Source organism: Amycolatopsis sacchari (genome assembly GCF_900114035.1).
Lineage (GTDB): Bacteria > Actinomycetota > Actinomycetes > Mycobacteriales > Pseudonocardiaceae > Amycolatopsis_E > Amycolatopsis_E sacchari.
The window spans coordinates 1-19,128 of the sequence record NZ_FORP01000035.1 but is presented as its reverse complement, the minus strand read 5'-3'; the positions used below and the strand labels follow the sequence as shown (position 1 = coordinate 19,128).

Annotated in this window: 18 protein-coding genes; 6 read left to right on the top strand and 12 right to left on the bottom strand. The window is 72.4% G+C overall.

Translation table 11 applies throughout. From position 1 onward, the window contains the following. Nucleotides 1-35 precede the first annotated feature (35 nt). The 3 genes from BMZ92_RS33635 to BMZ92_RS33625 are packed head-to-tail and all read left to right on the top strand — an operon-like array spanning nt 36 to nt 2,325. Nucleotides 36-734 (top strand): S1 family peptidase, encoded by a 699-nt coding sequence (locus tag BMZ92_RS33635; RefSeq protein ID WP_245783410.1) that lies wholly within the window; start codon nt 36-38, stop codon nt 732-734. A 24-nt stretch (nt 735-758) separates the two neighbouring features. Next, entirely contained in the window at nt 759-1,832 is a 1,074-nt protein-coding gene (locus tag BMZ92_RS33630; protein ID WP_091516111.1) for a dihydrofolate reductase family protein, read from the top strand. A gap of 58 nt (nt 1,833-1,890) precedes the next feature. Next, nucleotides 1,891-2,325, top strand: a complete 435-nt coding sequence (locus BMZ92_RS33625; protein ID WP_245783409.1) for a nitroreductase family deazaflavin-dependent oxidoreductase — start codon at nt 1,891-1,893, stop codon at nt 2,323-2,325. A gap of 301 nt (nt 2,326-2,626) precedes the next feature. On the opposite strand, the gene BMZ92_RS33620 is transcribed toward BMZ92_RS33625, so the two are convergent. The 4 genes from BMZ92_RS33620 to nadA all read right to left on the bottom strand — a co-directional run bounded on the left by BMZ92_RS33620 (nt 2,627) and on the right by nadA (nt 7,525). Then, nucleotides 2,627-3,841, bottom strand: a complete 1,215-nt coding sequence (locus tag BMZ92_RS33620) for an ATP-binding protein (protein ID WP_091516107.1) — start codon at nt 3,839-3,841, stop codon at nt 2,627-2,629. A gap of 185 nt (nt 3,842-4,026) precedes the next feature. After that, nucleotides 4,027-4,878, bottom strand: coding sequence for a carboxylating nicotinate-nucleotide diphosphorylase (nadC, locus tag BMZ92_RS33615; protein ID WP_091516105.1), 852 nt, complete (start codon nt 4,876-4,878; stop codon nt 4,027-4,029). Then, the gene (locus BMZ92_RS33610) at nt 4,875-6,518 is read right to left on the bottom strand and encodes an L-aspartate oxidase (protein ID WP_091516103.1); all 1,644 of its coding nucleotides are present in this window, start codon (nt 6,516-6,518) and stop codon (nt 4,875-4,877) included. Before BMZ92_RS33610 ends, nadC begins: the two co-directional genes overlap by 4 nt. Next, entirely contained in the window at nt 6,518-7,525 is a 1,008-nt protein-coding gene (nadA, locus tag BMZ92_RS33605; protein ID WP_091516101.1) for a quinolinate synthase NadA, read from the bottom strand. Before nadA ends, BMZ92_RS33610 begins: the two co-directional genes overlap by 1 nt. A gap of 112 nt (nt 7,526-7,637) precedes the next feature. Between nadA and BMZ92_RS33600 the strand changes: the two genes are divergently transcribed. Further along, nucleotides 7,638-8,276: an NUDIX hydrolase gene (locus BMZ92_RS33600; RefSeq protein WP_091516189.1), complete on the top strand. Its 639-nt coding sequence runs from the start codon at nt 7,638-7,640 to the stop codon at nt 8,274-8,276. Between the two features lie 34 nt (nt 8,277-8,310). After that, complete coding sequence (locus BMZ92_RS33595; protein ID WP_091516098.1) at nt 8,311-9,027, top strand: LON peptidase substrate-binding domain-containing protein; 717 nt, start codon at nt 8,311-8,313, stop codon at nt 9,025-9,027. Between the two features lie 692 nt (nt 9,028-9,719). Here the strand turns inward: BMZ92_RS33595 and BMZ92_RS33590 are convergent. The 8 genes from BMZ92_RS33590 to BMZ92_RS38915 all read right to left on the bottom strand — a co-directional run bounded on the left by BMZ92_RS33590 (nt 9,720) and on the right by BMZ92_RS38915 (nt 17,936). After that, on the bottom strand, nt 9,720-10,244 hold the full coding sequence (locus tag BMZ92_RS33590) for a DUF2567 domain-containing protein (protein ID WP_091516187.1): 525 nt from the start codon (nt 10,242-10,244) through the stop codon (nt 9,720-9,722). A 108-nt stretch (nt 10,245-10,352) separates the two neighbouring features. Next, complete coding sequence (gene bsaP, locus BMZ92_RS38450) at nt 10,353-10,559, bottom strand: biotin synthase auxiliary protein BsaP (RefSeq protein ID WP_425425892.1); 207 nt, start codon at nt 10,557-10,559, stop codon at nt 10,353-10,355. Further along, nucleotides 10,556-11,572, bottom strand: coding sequence for a biotin synthase BioB (gene bioB, locus BMZ92_RS33580; protein WP_091516097.1), 1,017 nt, complete (start codon nt 11,570-11,572; stop codon nt 10,556-10,558). Before bioB ends, bsaP begins: the two co-directional genes overlap by 4 nt. Nucleotides 11,573-11,647: 75 nt before the next feature. Then, the gene (gene bioD, locus BMZ92_RS33575) at nt 11,648-12,370 is read right to left on the bottom strand and encodes a dethiobiotin synthase (protein ID WP_091516094.1); all 723 of its coding nucleotides are present in this window, start codon (nt 12,368-12,370) and stop codon (nt 11,648-11,650) included. 134 nt (nt 12,371-12,504) lie between these two features. Further along, the gene (locus BMZ92_RS33570; RefSeq protein ID WP_091516091.1) at nt 12,505-14,850 is read right to left on the bottom strand and encodes a SulP family inorganic anion transporter; all 2,346 of its coding nucleotides are present in this window, start codon (nt 14,848-14,850) and stop codon (nt 12,505-12,507) included. Between the two features lie 295 nt (nt 14,851-15,145). After that, on the bottom strand, nt 15,146-16,426 hold the full coding sequence (locus BMZ92_RS33565; RefSeq protein WP_091516182.1) for an adenosylmethionine--8-amino-7-oxononanoate transaminase: 1,281 nt from the start codon (nt 16,424-16,426) through the stop codon (nt 15,146-15,148). 16 nt (nt 16,427-16,442) lie between these two features. After that, a complete protein-coding gene (locus BMZ92_RS33560; RefSeq protein ID WP_091516089.1) occupies nt 16,443-17,645 on the bottom strand; it encodes a cytochrome P450 family protein in 1,203 nt (400 codons plus the stop codon). Between the two features lie 72 nt (nt 17,646-17,717). Continuing rightward, nucleotides 17,718-17,936 carry an SRPBCC domain-containing protein gene (locus tag BMZ92_RS38915; protein WP_425425891.1) on the bottom strand — a complete coding sequence of 73 codons (219 nt, stop codon included), beginning with the start codon at nt 17,934-17,936 and terminating at the stop codon, nt 17,718-17,720. A 185-nt stretch (nt 17,937-18,121) separates the two neighbouring features. Between BMZ92_RS38915 and BMZ92_RS33550 the strand changes: the two genes are divergently transcribed. Further along, complete coding sequence (locus BMZ92_RS33550; RefSeq protein WP_091516085.1) at nt 18,122-18,739, top strand: nucleoside/nucleotide kinase family protein; 618 nt, start codon at nt 18,122-18,124, stop codon at nt 18,737-18,739. The last annotated feature ends 389 nt before the right edge of the window (nt 18,740-19,128 follow it).

Here is a 19,128-nt window from a genome sequence, read left to right as displayed (position 1 = left end):
GACAGGTCTCTTCCCCTTCCCCCTCGGAGGTCTCGATGCGCAAGACCGGCGCCATCCTCGCCGCGGCGGCCCTCATGGCCGGTGCGGGCACTGCGACCGCAGAGGCCGCCACCCCGCTCATCATCGGTGGCACGACCGTGAGTTCGGCGCCGTGGGGCGCGCAGATCTACTGGGACGACGTGAGCAGCTACGGCGGGTTCGAGTGCTCCGGCACGATCATCGCCTCGCAGTGGGTGCTCACCGCGCAGCACTGCCTCAACAGCCCCGGTATGCACGTCAAGGTCGGCAGCGTGACCCTCCAGCAGGGCACCGACGTCGACGTCGACCGGCAGCTGGCGTCCCCGTACGGCGACATCGCGCTGCTGCACCTGACGCGCGCGGTCAGCACGACGTACATGCAGCTCGCGGACAGCGACCCGGCCACGGGCACCACCAACCAGATCTACGGCTGGGGCCGCACGCAGGGCACGAACCCGCCGTCGAGCACCCTCAAGACCGCCAACGTACGCGTGACCGGCACGAGCAGCGACGCCTACGGCGGCCCGGCGATCGCCAGCCGTGGTGTGACGGGTTCGTCGTGGCACGGCGACTCGGGCGGTCCCGAGGTCTACAACGGCAAGCAGGTCGGCGTCTGCTCGACCGGCAACAACACCGGCTACCAGACCAACGGCACGCAGAACTACGCGAAGGTGACCGCCAGCCGTTCGTGGATCCGGTCGAACGCCGGGGTCTGATCGGGGCTGTGGGAAAGTGACGGGGTGAGCAAGCGCCCGTACGTCCTGGCTTCGGCCGCCATGTCGCTCGACGGTTTTCTCGACGACACCAGCCAGGAGCGGTTGCTGCTCTCCAGTCCGGAGGACTTCGCCCGCGTCGACCAGGTGCGGGCCGGCGTGGACGCGATCCTGGTCGGCGCGAACACCATCCGGACGGACAACCCCCGCTTGCTGTCCCGCTCCGGGCCCAGCCCCGTGAAGGTCACGCTCACGACGAGCGGGAAGCTGGACCCGGCGGCGAAGTTCTTCACGACGGGGGACGTGGCGAAGCTCGTGTACGCCGCGTCTCCCGCCGTGCCGGAACTGAGCGCTTCGCTCGGCGACGCGGCGACGGTGGTGGACGCGGGAGACCCGGTCGACGTGCACCGCGTGCTCGCGGACCTGGCCGAGCGGGGCATCGGGCGGCTGATGGTGGAGGGCGGTAGTGCCATCCACACGCTGTTCCTGACCGAGGACGTCGTCGACGAGCTGCACCTGGTCGTCGCGCCGTTCTTCGTCGGCCAGCGGGAAGCGCCCCGGTTCGTGGGCGCGGGGCGCTTCCCGCAGGGCAGGCTGATGCTCGTCGAGACGCGGCAGCTGGGGGACGTCGTGCTGCTGCGGTACCTGGCGGGCCGGGCGGCGCGGGACCACCGGAGGCTGCGGGAGGCGGTCGAGCTGGCGGAACGCTGCCCGCCGTCGACGACTTTCCGGGTGGGTGCGGTGATCACGGACGCGGCGGACAACGTGCTGGCCACGGGTTTTTCGGGCGAGACCGATCCGCACGACCACGCGGAAGAGGTGGCGCTGGCCAAGCTGGGCCGCGACCCCCGCCTCGCGGAGGCGACGATCTACAGCTCGCTGGAGCCGTGCAGTGAAAGGGCGTCCCGGCCAATCACCTGCACCCAGCACATCCTGGACGCGGGCATCCCGCGCGTGGTGTTCGCGTGGCGCGAGCCGGACGTGTTCGTGCACGCGCAGGGGGCGGAGCTGCTGCGGGCCGCAGGGCGTGAAGTGGTCGAGATCCCGGAGCTGGCACCGCTCGTGCGGCAGGCGAACCGGCACCTGCCGGGCGTGGACTGAGCCGATCGATCAGGAACGAAGAAGCGCCGGGCGGGTTGCGGCACTTAGCTTTGCCCGCATGGCTGACACTCTCTTACGGTCGTTGTCGCTGCGGTTCCAGCGGCGGATGAACGTGCGGACCACCGCGAAGATCCGGCGAAAGGGTGGCCGGATGATGGGGATGGACATGCTGGTCCTGCACACGGTGGGCCGCCGGAGCGGGCAGGCGCGCGAGACGCCGGTGACGTGGTTCGCCGATGGTGACGGCTGGCTGCTCGTCGCGTCGGGTGGCGGCGACAGGCACCCGGACTGGTACGCGAACCTGATGGCGAACCCCGACCGCGCCGCGATCGAGCTGCACGGGCAGGACCGCGTCCCGGTCACCCCGCAACGGCTGGAAGGCGCGGAACGGGAGCAGGCCTGGCAGCGCATCGTCGCCGCGCAGCCCCGCTACGCCAAGTACCAGGCGAAGCGGGAGCGGAAGTACCCCGTGGTCCGCCTCACCCGGCGGTGACGGCGGGGGGCGGGGCAGCAGCTCCGCGCGCTGACGGCCCGACGGTGGTGGCGGGGCGGTGGCAGCGGCGGTGGCGGTGGCGGCGTGGGCGGGGCGGCAGCTCCGCGCGCTGGCGGCGAGCGACGGTGGCGGCTCAGCGCAGTGGCAGCGCGCCGGTGGTGGCTCAGCGCGGTGGCAGCACGGCGGTGGCAGCGCGACGGTGGCGGTGGCGGTTCAACGTGGCGCGCGGCGGTCCAGCGGGGCAGCGGTCAGCCCCAGTCCCGCCCCCCACAGCCCCCTCTCACGGCCGCGCCCCGGCCGCCTACCGCGGCACCCACATCGTCACCCGGGTGCCGCGGCCGGGGCGGCTTTCCACCCGGCACCAGCCGCCCACCTCGGCCAGGCGCGCCTTCATCGACTCGCTCATGCCGAAGCCCGGTGGCCGCTCGTCCTCGTCGTAGCCGACGCCGTGGTCGCGGGTGATCACGACGACCCCGCCGTCGCGCTCCTCCATCCGCACCACGACATCCCGCGTCCCCGCGTGCTTCATCGTGTTGCGCAGCGCCTCCCGCGCCGCGTCACGCACGGCGATCCGGCGTGCCTCCGACAGCTGGTCGTCCCCGATGTCGGAGATCGCCAGCTCCGCGCGCAGGCCTTCACGGGCCATCTCCGTCGCCAGCGTCGCCAGTTCCGCGGCCAGCCCGTCCGGCGCCGAGGACGAGTTCAGCGCGCGCCGCAGCTCGTGCGCCTGTACGCGGGCCGCCTGCCGCACGCGCGCCAGCTCCGCCTCCCCGCCCTCGGTGAGCGCGATGGCCTCCAGCGTCTGCAACACGGTGTCGTGCAACGTCCGCTCCGTGCGTGCCCGCTCGGCCTCCTGCCCGAGCCGCATGCCGATCGCCAACGCCAGTCGCGTCGCCAGCCCCAACAACACCAGTGACCCGACCGCCGCCGTCACCACCACCAGCAACAACCCGACGATCCCGGTCACGTCCCCCGCGCCGAGCCCCAGCAGCACCGACCCCAGCGCCGCGAGCGCGAGCCCGGTGAGCACGCCGCGGCACATCGTCCACAACGCGACCGTCCCCGCGAGGTACACCAACGGGATCCACAGCCCGCACCACAACCCCAAGGCGACCCCGAACACGAGGTCCACCCACAGCAGCAGCCGCGTCCACCGGCCACGCAGGTCCGGCACCCGCAGCACCCACACCGCGCTCCCCGCCGTGAACACGGTCCCGGCCCACGCCACCACGGTCAGCCACCACGGCACGCCGTTGCCGAGGACGAGCCACAGCCACGTGAGCGGCAACCCGACGAGCCGGCACGCCAGCGGCAGCAGCACGGCGTACCGCGTCGCGCGGATCATGAGCGGGTCGGACGGCGGGGATGCCTCGGACGCGGCCATCGCCCCCATCCGCCGCAGGGCGGGTACCGGTTCCGGATCGCCGACCTCGGCGGGCAGCTCCCGCGGGGTCGACGCCAGCACCGGCGCGCCCCGCCGGAGCAAGGCCAGCAGGAACTTCGAGCCACGGGTCAAGGTCGTCGTGCTCCCTCTCCCCCCGGCGCCACCCTGGGGACTGTTCAGAAGCGGCTTGCGCGACGGTGCGAGTACCGCCCCACCCGTCCCAGAACGGGCGCGCTCCCCGCGGCTGAGCCGAGTCAAGGCGTCCCTCAGAACCCGCGCCGGCTCCGCCGCTCAGGAAACCCACCCTAGCCGGGTGCTCAGCGAAGATCGAGACCCAGATCCAGCGCCGGTGAGGAGTGCGTGAGCGCGCCGACGGCGAGGAAGTCCACGCCCGTCTCCGCGTACTCACGCGCGTTGTGCAGCTTCAGCCCGCCCGACGCCTCCAGCCGCGTCTCCGGCGACAGCTCGTCCCGCAGCCGCACGCCGCGCGCGCAGTCCTCGGGCGTGAAGTTGTCCAGCAGCACCTCGTCGGCCCCGGCGCGCAACGCCTCGTCCAGCTGCTCCAGCGTGTCCACCTCGACCTCGCACGGCAGGTCCGCCGCGTGCGCCCGCGCCGCGGCCAGCGCTGCCGTCACGGAACCGGCCGCGACGACGTGGTTGTCCTTGATCAGCACCGCGTCGCCGAGGCCCATCCGGTGGTTCACGCCGCCCCCGCAGCGCACCGCGTACTTCTGCAGCAGCCGCAGGCCGGGCAACGTCTTGCGGGAGTCGCGGACCCGGCACCCTGTTCCGTCCACTTCGGACACCCAGGCGGCGGTCGCGGTGGCGATGCCGGACAGGTGGCACAACAGGTTCAGCGCCGTCCGCTCGGCGGTCAGCAGGCCACGCACCGGCCCGCGCAGCACCAGTGCGGGTTCACCGGGCACGAGCTTGCTGCCGTCCTCCAGCGTGGACAGCACCTCGTACCCCTCGCCGAGCACCTGCTCGAACACCGCGAGCGCGACCGGCGCCCCCGCGAGTGTGCCGGGCACGCGCGGGGTGATCTCCGCCAGCGCCGTGGCGCTTTCGGGCACGGTCGCGTTCGTCGTCGCGTCCGGGCCGTACCGCAGGTCCTCGTCGAGCGCGAGTTCCACCACTCGCCGGACGTCCTGAAGGTCCAGGTCGCTCATGCCGCTCCTCTCGCCGCCACCGGGTCCGCCAGCACCGGCTGCCCCGACGGGCTGAGCCGGATCAGCTGGCTGCGTTGCCACGTTCCGTCGTCCCGGTGCGGGAAGTCGGCGCGGACGTGGCTGCCGCGCGACTCCGTGCGCCGCTCGGCCGCGGCGACCAGCGCCTGCGCCACGAGGGTGAGCGCCGCGTCCTCCACGTCCCGATGCGTCCGCAGTGGACGGTCCTCAATGGACAGGTCGAGCACCGAGCCCACCACCGCGAGACCTTCGGCGTCACGGCCGATCGCGGCGTAGCGGCTCATCACGCGCTGCAGCGCGTCGCGCTCGGCGACGGGCACCGGGCCTGGTCGCCGCACGACGCCCTGCCGCGGATCCGCGAGCAGCCCGGCGGCCAGATCCGCCGCGACCGCCTCAGCCGTCCCCGCGCCGGCGACGAGGCCTTCCAGCAGGCTGTTCGACGCGAGCCGGTTCGCGCCATGCAACCCGGTCCGCGCGACCTCCCCCGCCGCGTACAGACCCGGGACACCCGTACGGCCGTCCGTGCCCGCGACCACCCCACCGCACGCGAAGTGTGCGGCCGGTGTCACGGGGATGAGGTCACGCGCGGGGTCCACCCCGATCGCCCGGCACGCCGCGAAGACCGTCGGGAACCGTTCCGCGAACGAGGAAACCCCCGTGGCGTCGAGGAAAACGTGGTCGTCGACGCCGCCAGGCGCCTCGATCATGCGGCGGGTGATGGCGGCGGAGACGACGTCGCGCGGCGCGAGGTCGCCCAGCGGGTGCACGCCCTGCATCACCGACTTCCCCGCACCGTCGAGGAGCACCGCGCCCTCGCCCCGCACGGCCTCGGTGACCAGCGGGCACCGGCCGCGCGCGCCGGGCGTGTACAGCACCGTCGGGTGGAACTGCACGAACTCGAGGTCCGCGGCCTGCGCCCCCGCCCGCAAGGCGAGCGCGAGACCGTCACCCGTCGCGATCTCGGGGTTCGACGTCGCCTGGTACAGCTGGCCCAGACCACCGGTGGCGAGCAGCACGGCGGGCGCCCGCAGCACACCCGGCACACCGTCCGGGTCCAGCACCGTCACGCCCGCGACCGCCCCCAGCGGGGTGAGCAGGGCGTCGACGGCGATGTGCCGCTCCAGCACCGGCAGCCGCCGCCCCGTCGCCTCGGCGACGAGCGTGCGCTCGACCTCCGCACCCGTCGCGTCGCCGCCGGCGTGGATCACGCGGAAGGCGCTGTGCCCGCCTTCGCGCGTGCGGGCGAGCAGCCCGGCGTCGCCCGGGTCGAACCGGGCACCGGTGGCGCGCAACCAGGACACCGCACGCGGCCCGGCGTGCAGGATCGCCCGCACGGCATCGGGTTCACACAGCCCCGCGCCCGCGATCAACGTGTCCTCGACGTGCCGTTCCACCGAGTCGCCCTCGTCGTGCTGGTCCTCCAGCACGACGGCGACGCCGCCCTGCGCCCAGCGGGTGTTGCCGTCCTCGACGGCCGCCTTGGTCACCACGAGCACGCGCAGCCCGAGCTCCTGCGCGCGCAGCGCCGCGGTCAGCCCCGCCACCCCGCTGCCCAGCACGACGAGATCCGCACGGGCTTCCCACACCGGGGTTTTCGACTGAAAGTCGCCAACCGGTCTCATCACTCGCCGCCGCCGGGCTGGCCGATCTCGATCATCCGCTGCACCGAGGCACGCGCCCTGGCCGCGGTCTCCTGGTCCACGTGGACCTCGTCGGCGCCCTCGCGCAGCGAGCGGAGCAGGGCGGCCGGCGTGATCATCTTCATGAACCGGCACGACGCGCGGTCGTTCACCGCCTGGAAGTCGATCTCCGGGGCGGCCTTGCGCAGCTGGTGCAGCATGCCGATCTCGGTGGCGACCAGCACGCTGCGCGCCTTCGTGTCCCGCGCCGCGTGCACCATGTCGCCGGTGGAGAGGATCTTGACCTTCTCGCGCGGCACGGTGCCCTCGCCCGCGAGGTAGAGCGCCGAGGTGGCGCAGCCGCACTCGGGGTGGATGAACAGGTCGGCGTCCGGGTTCGCGGCGGCGCGCTCGGCCAGCTCGGGCCCGTTGATCCCGGCGTGCACGTGGCATTCGCCCGCCCACACGTGGATGTTGTCGCGCCCGGTCTCGCGCTTGACGTGCGCGCCGAGGAACTGGTCGGGGCAGAACAGCACCTCGCGGTCCTCGGGGATCGAGGCCACCACGTCCACCGCGTTCGACGACGTGCAGCAGATGTCGGTCTCGGCCTTGACCTCGGCCGTGGTGTTGACGTAGGAGACCACGACCGCGCCGGGGTGTTCGGCCTTCCACGCCCGCAGCTGCGCGCCGGTGATGGAGTCGGCGAGCGAGCAGCCGGCACGGGCGTCGGGGATCAGGACCGTCTTGTCCGGCGAGAGGATCTTCGCGGTCTCGGCCATGAAGTGCACGCCGCAGAAGACGATGGTCGACGCGTCGCTGGCGGCCGCGATGCGGGACAGCGCGAGCGAGTCGCCCGTGTGGTCCGCGATGTCCTGGATCGCCGGGGACTGGTAGTTGTGCGCCAGCAGCACCGCGTCGCGTTCGCGGGCCAGCCTGCGCACCTCCTCCGCCCACGCCTCGTCGGGCTCGATCCCGCTGTACGGCGTCAGCTCCTGCAGAGTCGAAGTCATGTGGCCCTCCTGGACCGTGTTGCGGGTTTTCGCCTTATAATCGAAAACCGTGCGAAGCCATATTAACAGCAGCGCCCCACTGGCACACGAGGTTTTGGCGGCCGTAGTGCAGGTGCGTTACGCCACACTGCGGGTGCTGCTGTGGCGGCGCGCCCTCGATCCGCACGTCGGGCGCTGGTCGCTGCCGGGCGGGCGGTTGCGGCCCGACGAGGACGTGGAGACGTCCATCCGGCGGCAGCTCGCGGAGAAGGTGGACGTCCGGCAGCTGCAGCACGTCGAGCAGCTCGCGGTGTTCAGCGCCCCCGACCGGGTGCCGGGCCCGCGCGTCGTCGCGACGGCGTTCCTGGGGCTGGTGCCGTCCGACGTCGATCCGGAGGTGCCCGAGGACACGCGGTGGCACGAGGTCGACGCGTTGCCGCGCACGGCCTTCGACCACCGCGAGATCATCCTGCGTGCCCGGGACCGGTTGCGGTCCAAACTGAGCTACACCAACATCGGCTTCGCCTTGGCACCACACGAGTTCACCATCTCGGCGCTGCGCGAGATCTACTCCGCGGCCTTGGGGTACAAGGTTTCCGCGACGAACCTGCAACGCGTGCTGTCCCGCCGCGGACTGCTCGTGCCGACCGGGCACACCGCCCCGCCGGGCCGCAGCGGCGGGCGGCCCGCCGCGCTGTTCTCCTTCGCCGGTGAGGGAATTCAGGTGACGGATCCGTTCGCGGTGTTCCGCCCGCCGCCGAAGCGACGGTGAGCGACGCACCGGTTTTCGAAGTACCGTGTAGACCGTGAACGATGCGGAACGGCCGGAAAGCAAGCAGGTGACCGTCCCGCTGTTCCCGTTGCAGACAGTGCTCCTGCCGGGTGCGGCGCTGCCGCTGCACCTGTTCGAACCGCGTTACCGGCAGCTCGCCGTGGACCTGCTCACCGGCGCGGTGCCGGACCGGCGGTTCGGGATCGTGGCCCTCCGCAGTGCGGGCAACGCGGAGGTCGAGAAGCTGGAGCACGTGCACGAGATCGGCTGCACGGCGCTGCTGCTGGAGAGCGAGCGCCTGCCCGACGGCCGGTTCGACATCCTCACCAAGGGGGAACGCCGGTTCCGGCTGCTCGACCTCGACGTGACGCGCGCACCGTACCTGGTGGGCACAGTGGAGTGGCTCGACGACGAACGCCTGCCGCCCGCGGCCGCGGAGGCGACGGCCCGGCTGGCGGGCGCGGCCCGGTCCGCGCACCGGCGGTACCGCGAGTCCGCACTGGATCCCGACCGCATCGAGCCCCCCGCCCCGGCGACGCACCCGGCCGATCTCGCGTACCTGCTGGCCGCGGACTGCCTGCTCCCGCTGGCCGACCGGCAGGAACTGCTGGAGGAACGGCACCCGCTGCGGCGGCTGCGGCTGATCCACCGCCTGCTGACCCGGGAGGCGGCGTTCCTGGCGAAGCTGCACGCGGTGCCCGCGCCCCCCGCGCAGCTGCCCCACCTGATGACGCGCGCGGTGTTGAACTGAGCGCGCGGTTCGGGGAGGCGTGCTTGCCGCGTGCTCCGCGCGGTTGACCGGTCCGCTTTGTAGCGGCAGGTCGCACAGCCCAAGCGGCGACCGAGGTCGCGGGCGATCCCAGCCGCCGCAGTGGCAAGCCGGTCAGCCCAAGCGGCGACCCGAGGGCGCGGCCGATCCCAACCACCGCAGCGGCAAGCCGCGCAGCACACGCGGCGACCGAGGTCGCGGGCCGATCCTCAGCCTCCGCAGCGGCAGGCCGCGCAGCCCAAGCGGCGACCCGAGGTCGCGGCCAATCCTCAGCCGCCGCAGTGGCAGGCCGCGCAGCCCAAGCGGCGACCCGACGGCGCGGCCAATCCCAACCGCCGCGGCGCAGGCCGCACAGCCCAAGCGACAACCGAGGTCGCGGCTGATCCTCAGCCGCTGCAGCAGCAGGCCGCGCAGCCCAAGCAGCGACCAAGGTCCCGGCCGATCCTCAGCCGCCGCAGTGGCAAGCCGGTCAGCCCAAGTGGCAGCCAAGATCGTCGCGGCCGATCCCAACCACCGCGGCGGCAGGTCGCGCAGCCCAAGCTTCGCCGCTTGTCGCGAGCAGGCGAGCCGCGCAGCCGAACGGCGACCGAGGCGCGGCCGATCCCCTCCGCCGGGGCAGGCAAGCCGCTCAACCCAAAGGCGGCGACCGAGGTCGCATCCTCCGGGCCGACCGGTCAGCCCAGGCGGCGGCTCAGGTCGTCGCGGCCGTTCCAGCCTGCCAGCAGGCCGTAGACGAGCGCCGTGGCCAGTGGCTGCGCCACCAGCACCCACATCGACTCCAACTGCGGCGCCTTCGCCAGCACGTCCCCGACGTGCGGGGTCCCGGTGACGGCGTAGTGCCCGTTGGCGAACGCCGCACCCATCGACGTGCCCAGCCAGCCCGCGAGCAGCCCGCCGAGCACGGCCGCCAGCAGGATCACCGGACCACGCCGTTCCCGCAGCAGCCAGACCGCCGCGCCCACCACGATCCCCATCGCGAACGCGAGCAGCAGGTACACCCCGAGGTCGTCGAAGCGGTGCCAGCTCTCCAGCTGCAGCGGCACGAGCTGGCCGCCGTCGTACACCCGGACGTGCTGCGGCGGCGCGAGCCGGGACCAGATCCAGCCCAGCGGGATGCCGACGAGCCCGATCAAGGACAGCACGCTCACCGACGGCAGGAGATCCGCCTTCACGATCACGCGCGGCCGGGGCCGGGGCATCGAGAACACCAGGCGCGACAGCCCGGGCTCGTTCGACCTGCTGTCCGCGCCGACCGATCCCTGTGCCACTGCTGAACTCCCCTTCGCCGCACCGCTGGCACAGCGAGACTAGCCGGTGGCCCCGCTCGTGCACGCACCGTGTCGGCTGCATCGCGCTTCCCACCCGGTGGGCGTCACCTGCACGACCAGCCGCCGCGCGCACTCGGCGCAGAACCGCGGCGGTTCCAGCGCCGCCCGCGGCGAGCGGCAGCGGGCGTGCTCCCCGGTGTCCCTGGGCTCCCCGCAGTGCACGCAGTACGTGCCCGCTGCGCTCACAGCGTCTCGCTCAGCGCCTTGACCGGCATCTTCAGCTCCTCGAGCATCGCGAGGTCCTGGCTCGCGGGGCGGCCGAGGTTGGTCAGGTAGTTGCCGACGATGATCGCGTTGATCCCGCCCAGCATGCCCTGCTCCGCACCGAGGTCACCCAGCGTCAGCTCGCGCCCGCCCGCGAACCGCAGCATGGTGCGGGGCATCGCGAGCCGGAACGCGGCGACGACGCGCAGCGCGTCCCTGCCCTCGACGACCTCGTACTCCTCGTACGGCGTGCCCGGCTGCGGGATCAGGAAGTTCACGGGCACCTCGTCGGGCTCCAGCTCGGCCAGCTGCACCGCGAACTCGGCCCGCTGCGCCGGCGTCTCCCCCATGCCGATGATGCCGCCGCAGCACACCTCCATGCCCGCGTCCCGGACCATGCGGAGCGTGTCCCAGCGCTCCTCCCAGGAGTGCGTGGTGACGACGTTCGGGAAGTGCGAACGGGCGGTTTCGAGGTTGTGGTTGTAGCGGTGCACGCCCATCGCGACCAGCTCGTCGACCTGCTCCTGGGTGAGCATGCCGAGCGAGCACGCGATCTGGATGTCGTTGCCGTCGGCGCGGATCGCCTCGATGCCCTCGCGCACCTGGGAAAGCAGCCGCCGGTCGGGGCCGCGCACGGCCGCCACGATGCAGAACTCCGTCGCGCCCGTCTCGGCCGTCTGGCGAGCGGCCTTGACCAGACCGGGGATGTCGAGCCACGCCGAGCGCACGGGGCTGGGGAACCGGCCCGACTGCGAGCAGAAGTGGCAGTCCTCGGGGCAGCCGCCGGTCTTGAGGCTCACGATGCCCTCGACCTCGACTTCCGGCCCGCACCAGCGCATCCGCACCTCGTGGGCGAGCGCCAGCAGCTCGGGCAGGCGGTCGTCGCCCAGGCTCAGCACGTCGAGCACCTGCTGTTCACCGAGGCCGACGCCCCTGTCGAGCACCTGCTCCCTGGCGACGGCGAGGACGTCGGTCTGTTCGGGCGCGGCGGTCACGGGTCTCTCCTTCGAGCGTGGGCGCGGACGGATGTCATGCTGCCGCACGCGGGCGGAGAACCCGTGCGACTCACGTCACGTCCGGGCAGCGGCCGCCTTCTGGAAGCGCTCGGAGTCGAACTCGCCGCCGAACCACGGCGACAGCCCCGCGCGCGCCTCCTCCAGGAAGGTCTCGCGGTCGAGCCTCCCGGCACCGGCGGCCAGTGCGCCCAGCAGCGGCGCCCCGGCGGCGACGGGCAGATCGGCGACGTTGGACAACATCGCCAGGTCCGGCTCCGCGGGCCACGACCCGATCACGACCCCGGCCACGTGCAGACCGCGTGCGGTGGCGACCTCGGCCGTCAACGCCGTGACGTTGAGCGTGCCGAGCCCCGCCTCCGCGACGACGAGCACGAGCGCGCCCAGCGCCCACGCCACGTCGGCGAGCGTGCTGCCGTCCGGGCCGAACCGCACCAGCAGCCCGCCCGCGCCCTCGACCAGGACCAGGTCGTGGAACTCGTCCAGCTCCGTTGCCGCCGCCGCGATCTCCGGCGGGTTCAGCACCGGCAGCCCGCTGCGCCGCGCCGCCGCCTCCGGGGACAGCGGATCGGGGTAGCGCTGCAGCTCCCGGGTGGTCACGTCCCCGGCGAGGCGGACCACCTCGGCCAGGTCCCCCGGCTCGTCCGGCGCGACACCGGTCTGCGCGGGCTTGAGCACCGCGACCCGGCGCCCGCCAGCGCGGGCGAGCGCCGCGATCGCGGCGGTGACGGCCGTTTTGCCGACGCCGGTACCCGTTCCGGTCACCACGAGGATGCTCACGGGATTCCACCGTAGTACCGGCATCGGGCGACGCGGCACCGCATCGTTCGATAACGACGCCGGTCGACGTCACGATTCAGCAGGGAGCACCGTCCGCAAGCGACGCCCACCCACACGTGGCGGAGGCGAGATCATCAGCCGCCAGGCGGAACTACCGGTTCGACGGGGACAGGTGCCTCTGTCGACCTGCCCCCGTCGCCGGAAGTCAGCCGCCGGCCCGTGATCCTGCTGCCCGCCGAACGGAAGACGCCGGTCTCCGGGTCGTACAGGTGCACCCGCGCCGAGCCGAGGTCGAAGTACATGCCCAGCAGCTCGATGTCCCCGCGTGCCTCGGCACGCGCGATCGACGGGTACTCCCGCAGCCTGGCCAGCTGCGCCAGCACGTTGTGCAGGGCCAGCTGGTCGGCACCGGCCGGCGTCTCGCCCTCGACCTGCAACGGCGGCCTGGTGCGGTACCGCTCCAGGCCCGGCTCCGCGTGCCGCAGCCACGACCGCAGCGCCGGTGCGTCATCCGGCGTGCCGGACAGCAGCGCCTTCATCGCTCCGCACGACGAGTGCCCGCACACCACCACCTCACGCACCTTGAGCACGTCGACCGCGAACTCCAGCGACGCGCCCAGCGACGACTCCGCCCCTTCGGCGCAGGTGGCGTGCGCCGGGACGAGGTTGCCGATGTTGCGCATGGTGAACAGGTCACCCGGCCCGCTGCTGGTGAGCACGTTGGGCACGATCCGCGCGTCCCCGCACGTGATGAACAGCGTCTGCGGCTCGTGCCGGTCGGCGTCGAGGTACGGCCGCACGAGGTCCGCCGTGCGCCGTTCGAACTCGGCCACCCCGCGCCGCATCGAGCTCTCCCGCGTGCGCTGTGCGGGCACGGCGGGCAGGGCCGTCCCCTGCGCCCGCTGCCACTCCGACCACGGCGCGAACCATCGCGGCGCGACCTGCCGCGCCCGCCTCTTGTGCACCGTCGGCTCGCCCGCCTTGCCGCGTTCGAACCACGGGTGGCCGACCTCGTCGACGACCACCGTGCCGCCGGCCTTCTCGTGCGACTGCTGCCACGCCGACAGCAGGTCGAACGCCGCGTGGTCGAGGTAGTCCACGACGAGTTCGAGCGTCACGCGGCTGCCCCGCGGGATTCCGTTCAGCACCGCGGACAGCCGGGGTATCGACAACGCCGAGAGCGCGCCCTCCACGACGACGTGCCAGCCGTCCTCGTCGCGCTCGGCGTGGATACCCGACCACAGCAGGCGCCGCAGCATGAGCAGCGCGGCGACGCCGATGCCGATCAGCACGCCGGTGAGCAGGTCGATCGTGACCACGCCGAGGACCGTCACCAGGTACACCGGCAGGTCCCCGTGCCGCAGCACGTCCTTGATGTGGGCGAAGTTCACCAGCCGGGCGCCGACGTGCACGAGCAGCCCGGCCAGCGCCGCGAGCGGGATGTTGCGCAGCAGCCCCGCCAGCACGGCGACGAACAGCAGGATCCACAGCCCGTGCAGGATCGCCGAGGCACGGGTGCGCGCGCCGGACTGCACGTTGGTCGAGCTGCGGACGATCACGCCGGTGACGGGCAGCCCGCCGATCGCGCCGGAGGCCATGTTCGCCGCGCCCTGCCCGATCAGCTCGCGGTTGAGGTCGGCACGCGGGCCCGAGTGCATCTTGTCCACGGCCACGGCGGAAAGCAGGCTCTCGACGCTGGCGACGAGCGCGATCGTCACCACCGCGAGCCCGAAGTCGAACCAGCCGCCGTCGGGGAACAGCGGCACGAACCGGATGTCGAGCACGTTGGCAGGCACGTCCACGCGCGGCACGGTCATGCCCGTGACGACGGACAGCACGGTGACCGCGACGATCGCCGCGAGCGGGCCTGGCACCTTCCGCACCGCGGCGGGCAGCCTGCCCCAGCCGAGCAGGATCGCGATGGTCAGCACGCCGACGAGCGTCGCCGCGCCGTGGGCGTCGAGCAGCTGCCGGGGCAGCTGGAGCAGGTTCTGCACCGGCGAGCTCTGGGCGCTGCCGCCCAGCACGACGTGCAGCTGCGCCAGCACGATGGTGACGCCGATACCGGCGAGCATGCCGTGCACGACGGCGGGTGAGATGGCGAGCGCGGCGCGCGCGATGCGGCTGAGGCCCAGCAGGACCTGCAGCGCGCCCGCGAGCACGGTGATCGCGCACGTCGTGGCCCAGCCGAACTCGGCGATCGTCTCGGCCATGATCACCGTGAGCCCGGCGGCGGGCCCGCTGACCTGCAGCACCGAGCCGCCGAGCGCCCCGGCCACGACGCCGCCGACGATCGCGGCGATGAGCCCGGCGACGATCGGCGCACCCGAGGCGAGCGCGATACCGAGCGAAAGCGGGACCGCCACGAGGAACACCACGAGCGACGCCGGGACGTCGTGTCGCAGGTTCTCCAGGATCCGTTGTCCGCGCGCGCCGTCGCCAGGCGGAGCGTGCTCGCGTTCCCGTGCCGCAGTGATCATGTTGGCCCTCCGTAGTGGGTTCGGGGGTGAGGTGGCGGGAGATACCGGACCGTCCCCAGTGACCGCCGGTGATCCACAGATACCGAAATCCGGCCGGTTTGTCCGATATGCAAAGAAACTCTCACGTTTTGTTCACAGCGGGTGGTGACTGGCTAACCTCGCCGAAACAAGCCATGGGTGCGCGCCCGCTCACTCAGGAGCGTGCGAACGGGCAGTTGTTCGCACGCTGCGTGATCAGCCGCGAGTCGGTGCGCGCCGTCACACCCGTTCTAGTGAACTTTCCCCGTACCGTCGGTCAGGCGGCGGCCGCGACCGCCGTCATGGCTTCGGCGATGGTCCGGACCTCGGCGTCCGTGCAGACGAACGGCGGCATGGCGTAGACGAGGTCGCGGAACGGGCGCAGCCACACTCCGCAGTCGGTCGCCACTTTCGTGGCCGCCGCCATGTCCACCTCGTGGTCCAGCTGCACGACCCCGATCGCCCCGAGCACGCGCACGTCGGCCACGCCCGGCACCTCGCGCGCGGCCGCCAGGCCGTCGCGCAACGCGGATTCGATCCGCCGCACCGAACCCCGCCAGTCCTGGCTCAGCAGCAGGTCGATCGAGGCGTTCGCGACCGCGGAGGTGAGCGGGTTGCCCATGAACGTCGGGCCGTGCGCGAGCACCGGCACCTCGCCGCGCGAGATCCCGTCGGCCACGCGGGGCGTGCACAGGGCGGCCGCCATGCTGAGGTAGCCGCCGGTGAGCGCCTTGCCGAGGCACAGCACGTCCGGCGTGACCTCGGCGTGTTCGGCCGCGAACAACCGGCCGGTGCGGCCGAAACCCGTCGCGATCTCGTCGAAGACCAGCAGCACGTCGTGGCGTTCGGTCAGCTCGCGCAGCACGCGCAGGTAGCCGGGCGCGTGGAACCGCATCCCGCCCGCGCCCTGCACGACGGGCTCGACGATGACGCACGCCAGCTCGTCCGCGTGCTCCTCGATCGCCTGCGCGAGAGTGTCCACATAGGACGGATTGAGCGGCGCGCCGAAACCGGCGGGCGGCTCCGGCACGAACACCTGCTCCGGCAGGACCCCGCGCCACAGCGAGTGCATGCCGCCGTCGGGGTCGCACACGCTCATCGGGTGGAAGGTGTCGCCGTGGTAGCCGCCGCGCCACGTGAGCATCCGGCGCTTCTCCCCGCGCCCCAGCGAACGCCAGTACTGCAGGCACATCTTGACCGCGACCTCGACGGACACCGAACCGGAGTCGCACAGGAAGACGTGCTCCAGCCCCGGCGGGGTCAGCTCGGCCAGCTTCGTGGCGAGCCGGATCGCGGGCTCGTGGGTCAGCCCGCCGAACATGACGTGGCTCATCCGCCCGGCCTGTTCGGCGAGCGCGGCGTCCAGCACCGGGTGCCGGTAGCCGTGGATCGCCGCCCACCACGACGACATGCCGTCGATCAGCTCGCGCCCGTCGGCGAGCCGCAGCCGCACCCCCGACGCCCCGGTCACGAGCAGTGGCGCGACGCGGCCCGGCATCGGGCCGTACGGGTGCCACACGTGCCGGGCGTCGAGGGCGAGCAGCTCCGCGGGGTCCATGCCCCGCACCCTAGCTTCAGGCCAGCCGCACCGGGAGCGTCTCCAGCCCGCGCATCAGCGTGCTGTCCCGCCAGCGCAGCTGCTCCGGCTGCCCGTCCAGCTCGATCGTGCCGAAGCGGGACAGCAGCTCGCGGAGCGCGATCTCGGCCTCGATGCGGGCCAGCGGGGCGCCGAGGCAGTAGTGGATGCCGTGCCCGAAGGCCAGGTGCCCGCCCGCCGGGCGCGTCACGTCGAGGCTGTCGGCGTCGGCGAACCTCTCGCCGTCGCGGTTGGCCGCCAGCAGCGAGACCATGACGAACTGGTCCGCCGGGATCAGGACGTCACCCACCTGCACCGGCTCGGTCGTGACGCGCAGGGTCGCGATGTTGACCGGCCCCTCGAACCGCAGGAACTCCTCGACGGCGTTGGGCAGCAGCGACGGGTCCTCACGCAGCAGCGAGAGCTGATCGGGCCGGTCGAGCAGGGCCCGCACCCCGTTGCCGATGAGGTTCACGGTGGTCTCGTGCCCGGCGACGAGCAGCAGGAACGCCATCGACACGAGTTCGGCCTCGGACAGCTGGTCACCGGCTTCGGACACGTGCACCAGGTCGGACAGCAGGTCCTCGGTCGGGTTCGCGCGCTTGGCGGCGATGAGCTCCGTCAGGTACTTCGCGAGCGCGGCCGAGTGCTGCTGCAGCTGCGCGGGTTCGGAGGCGGAGACGACCGTGTTGGACCAGGCGCGGAAGTCGTCGCGGTCCGTGGTGGGGACGCCCAGCAGCTCGCAGATCACCGTGATCGGCAGCGGGAAGGCGTAGGCCTCCAGCAGGTCGACGCTGCCCGGCGCGGGGATGGCGGCGAGCAGTTCGTCGGCGATCTCCTCGATGCGCGGGCGCAGCCGGGACACCGTGCGGGCGGTGAACGCCTTGTTCACGAGCTTGCGCAGGCGCGTGTGGTCGGGCGGGTCCATGTTGAGCATGTGCGCCGCAAGCGAGGACGTGAAGGTGCTCTCCGCGCCGGAGGCCGCCTCGAAGAGCCGTCGCATGCGCGTGTTGTCCTTGCTCAGCCGCGGGTCGGCGAGGACCGCCTTCGCGTCGGCGTAGCTCGTGACCAGCCACGCGTTGAGCCCGCGGCGCATGATCACCGGGCGGACCGGCGCCTCGGACCTCAGCTGCTCGTAGAGCGCGTGGGGGTCCCGCGTGAAGTCCGTGTCGAGCCGGATCGGTTCGTCGAGCACGCGCATACCTTCTGTCGCCTTCCCACTCGGTGCCGTGACGACGGGACAACGAGCAACGGTGCTCGAAGGTGCCCGGTCTCAGGTTTTTCCGAGCGTTTCACCGATGCGCTCCACGACGTCCGTCCAGTACGCCCGTTGGCGCGCGCGTTCCCCGACGTCCGCCAACCGCTCCTGGTGGAAGCGCAGGGTGGTTTTCCCGCCCGTGGTGCGCACGGTGACCTGGACGGTCGAGTCGTGCTCCCAGTCCGGCGGCCGCCACGTCAGCCTGATGCGGTCGAGGCTGTGGTAGCTGCGCACCTCTCCGGCGATGCCCGTCCCGGTGCGGTAGCGCGCGCCGCGTTCGGTCGGCAGCGTGACGCCGGGGCCGAGCCAGATCGCCGTACCTGCCAGCCGGCGTCCGCCGTCCTGCCCACTTCGCTGGTCATGGGTTCATTCTGGCGGTGGGGTACGACAGTTCCGGGCTTGGAGGAGAATCGGAGATCATGAGGTACCGCCCGATCTCCTTCGACCGGCTCGCCACCGAACTGGCCGAACGGATCCTCGCGCTGCCGGGCACCCCGTGGGTGCGGGTGGCGGTCGACGGCGCGCTGGACACTCCCCTGCTGGCCGACGCGCTCGTGGATCCCTTGCGCGTCAGCGGCAGGCCGGTGCTACGAGTGTCCACAGTGGACTTCCTGCGCCCGGCGTCGCTGCGGTTCGAGAAGGGCAAACAGGACGCGGAAGCCCGTTACTTCGACTGGCTCGACGAGGGCGCGTTGCGGCGCGAGGTCCTCAACCCGCTCTCGCCAGGGGGAAGCGGAATGGTGCTGCCCGCGTTGTGGGACGCGGAGCGGGACAGGGCAACACGCCTGGACCGGGTCGAGTTGCCACCGGGCGGCGTGGTCATCGTCGACGGGGAGTTGTTGCTGGGGCGGGGGCTGCCCTTCGAGCTGGCCGTCCACCTGTCCATCTCACCCAGCGCCCTGCGACGGCGGTTGCCGGAGGAGGAGCAATGGGCCCTCCCGGCCTTCGCCCGCTACGAGGAGGAGGTCGACCCGGCAACGGTCGCCGATGTCGTGGTGCGGGCGGATGATCCGAAGCACCCAGCCGTAGCGGCGTGAGGAAGCAGCGGAACGGAAGCGGCCACACACAACCGCCACCCGGCAACGCGAACGCGAGCGGCCACACCGCCCACACCCACCCCCGCCCCGATCCCCAGCCGCACTTACGGCCGATCCGCCGGGTCAAGAGTGGGCGAAGCCCATCCCGAAGGGACGCCGAAGGCGCTCTTGACGCGACGGATCGGCCGTGAACACTCAAAGATCGGGGCGGGGGTGGGGCCGCTCAAGCAGGGCGCGCAGCGCCCGGGAGACCCCGTGCCCGACTTGACCAGCGAGGAAGCCGGTCCAAAGATCAAAAGAATGCCTCGCCGGCGGGCAATACCGCTAAGTTTAGGCGAGTTTCCGCAGCTCAGAGGCGTTTGGAGGCGTCGCCCACAGAGCGGTCACAC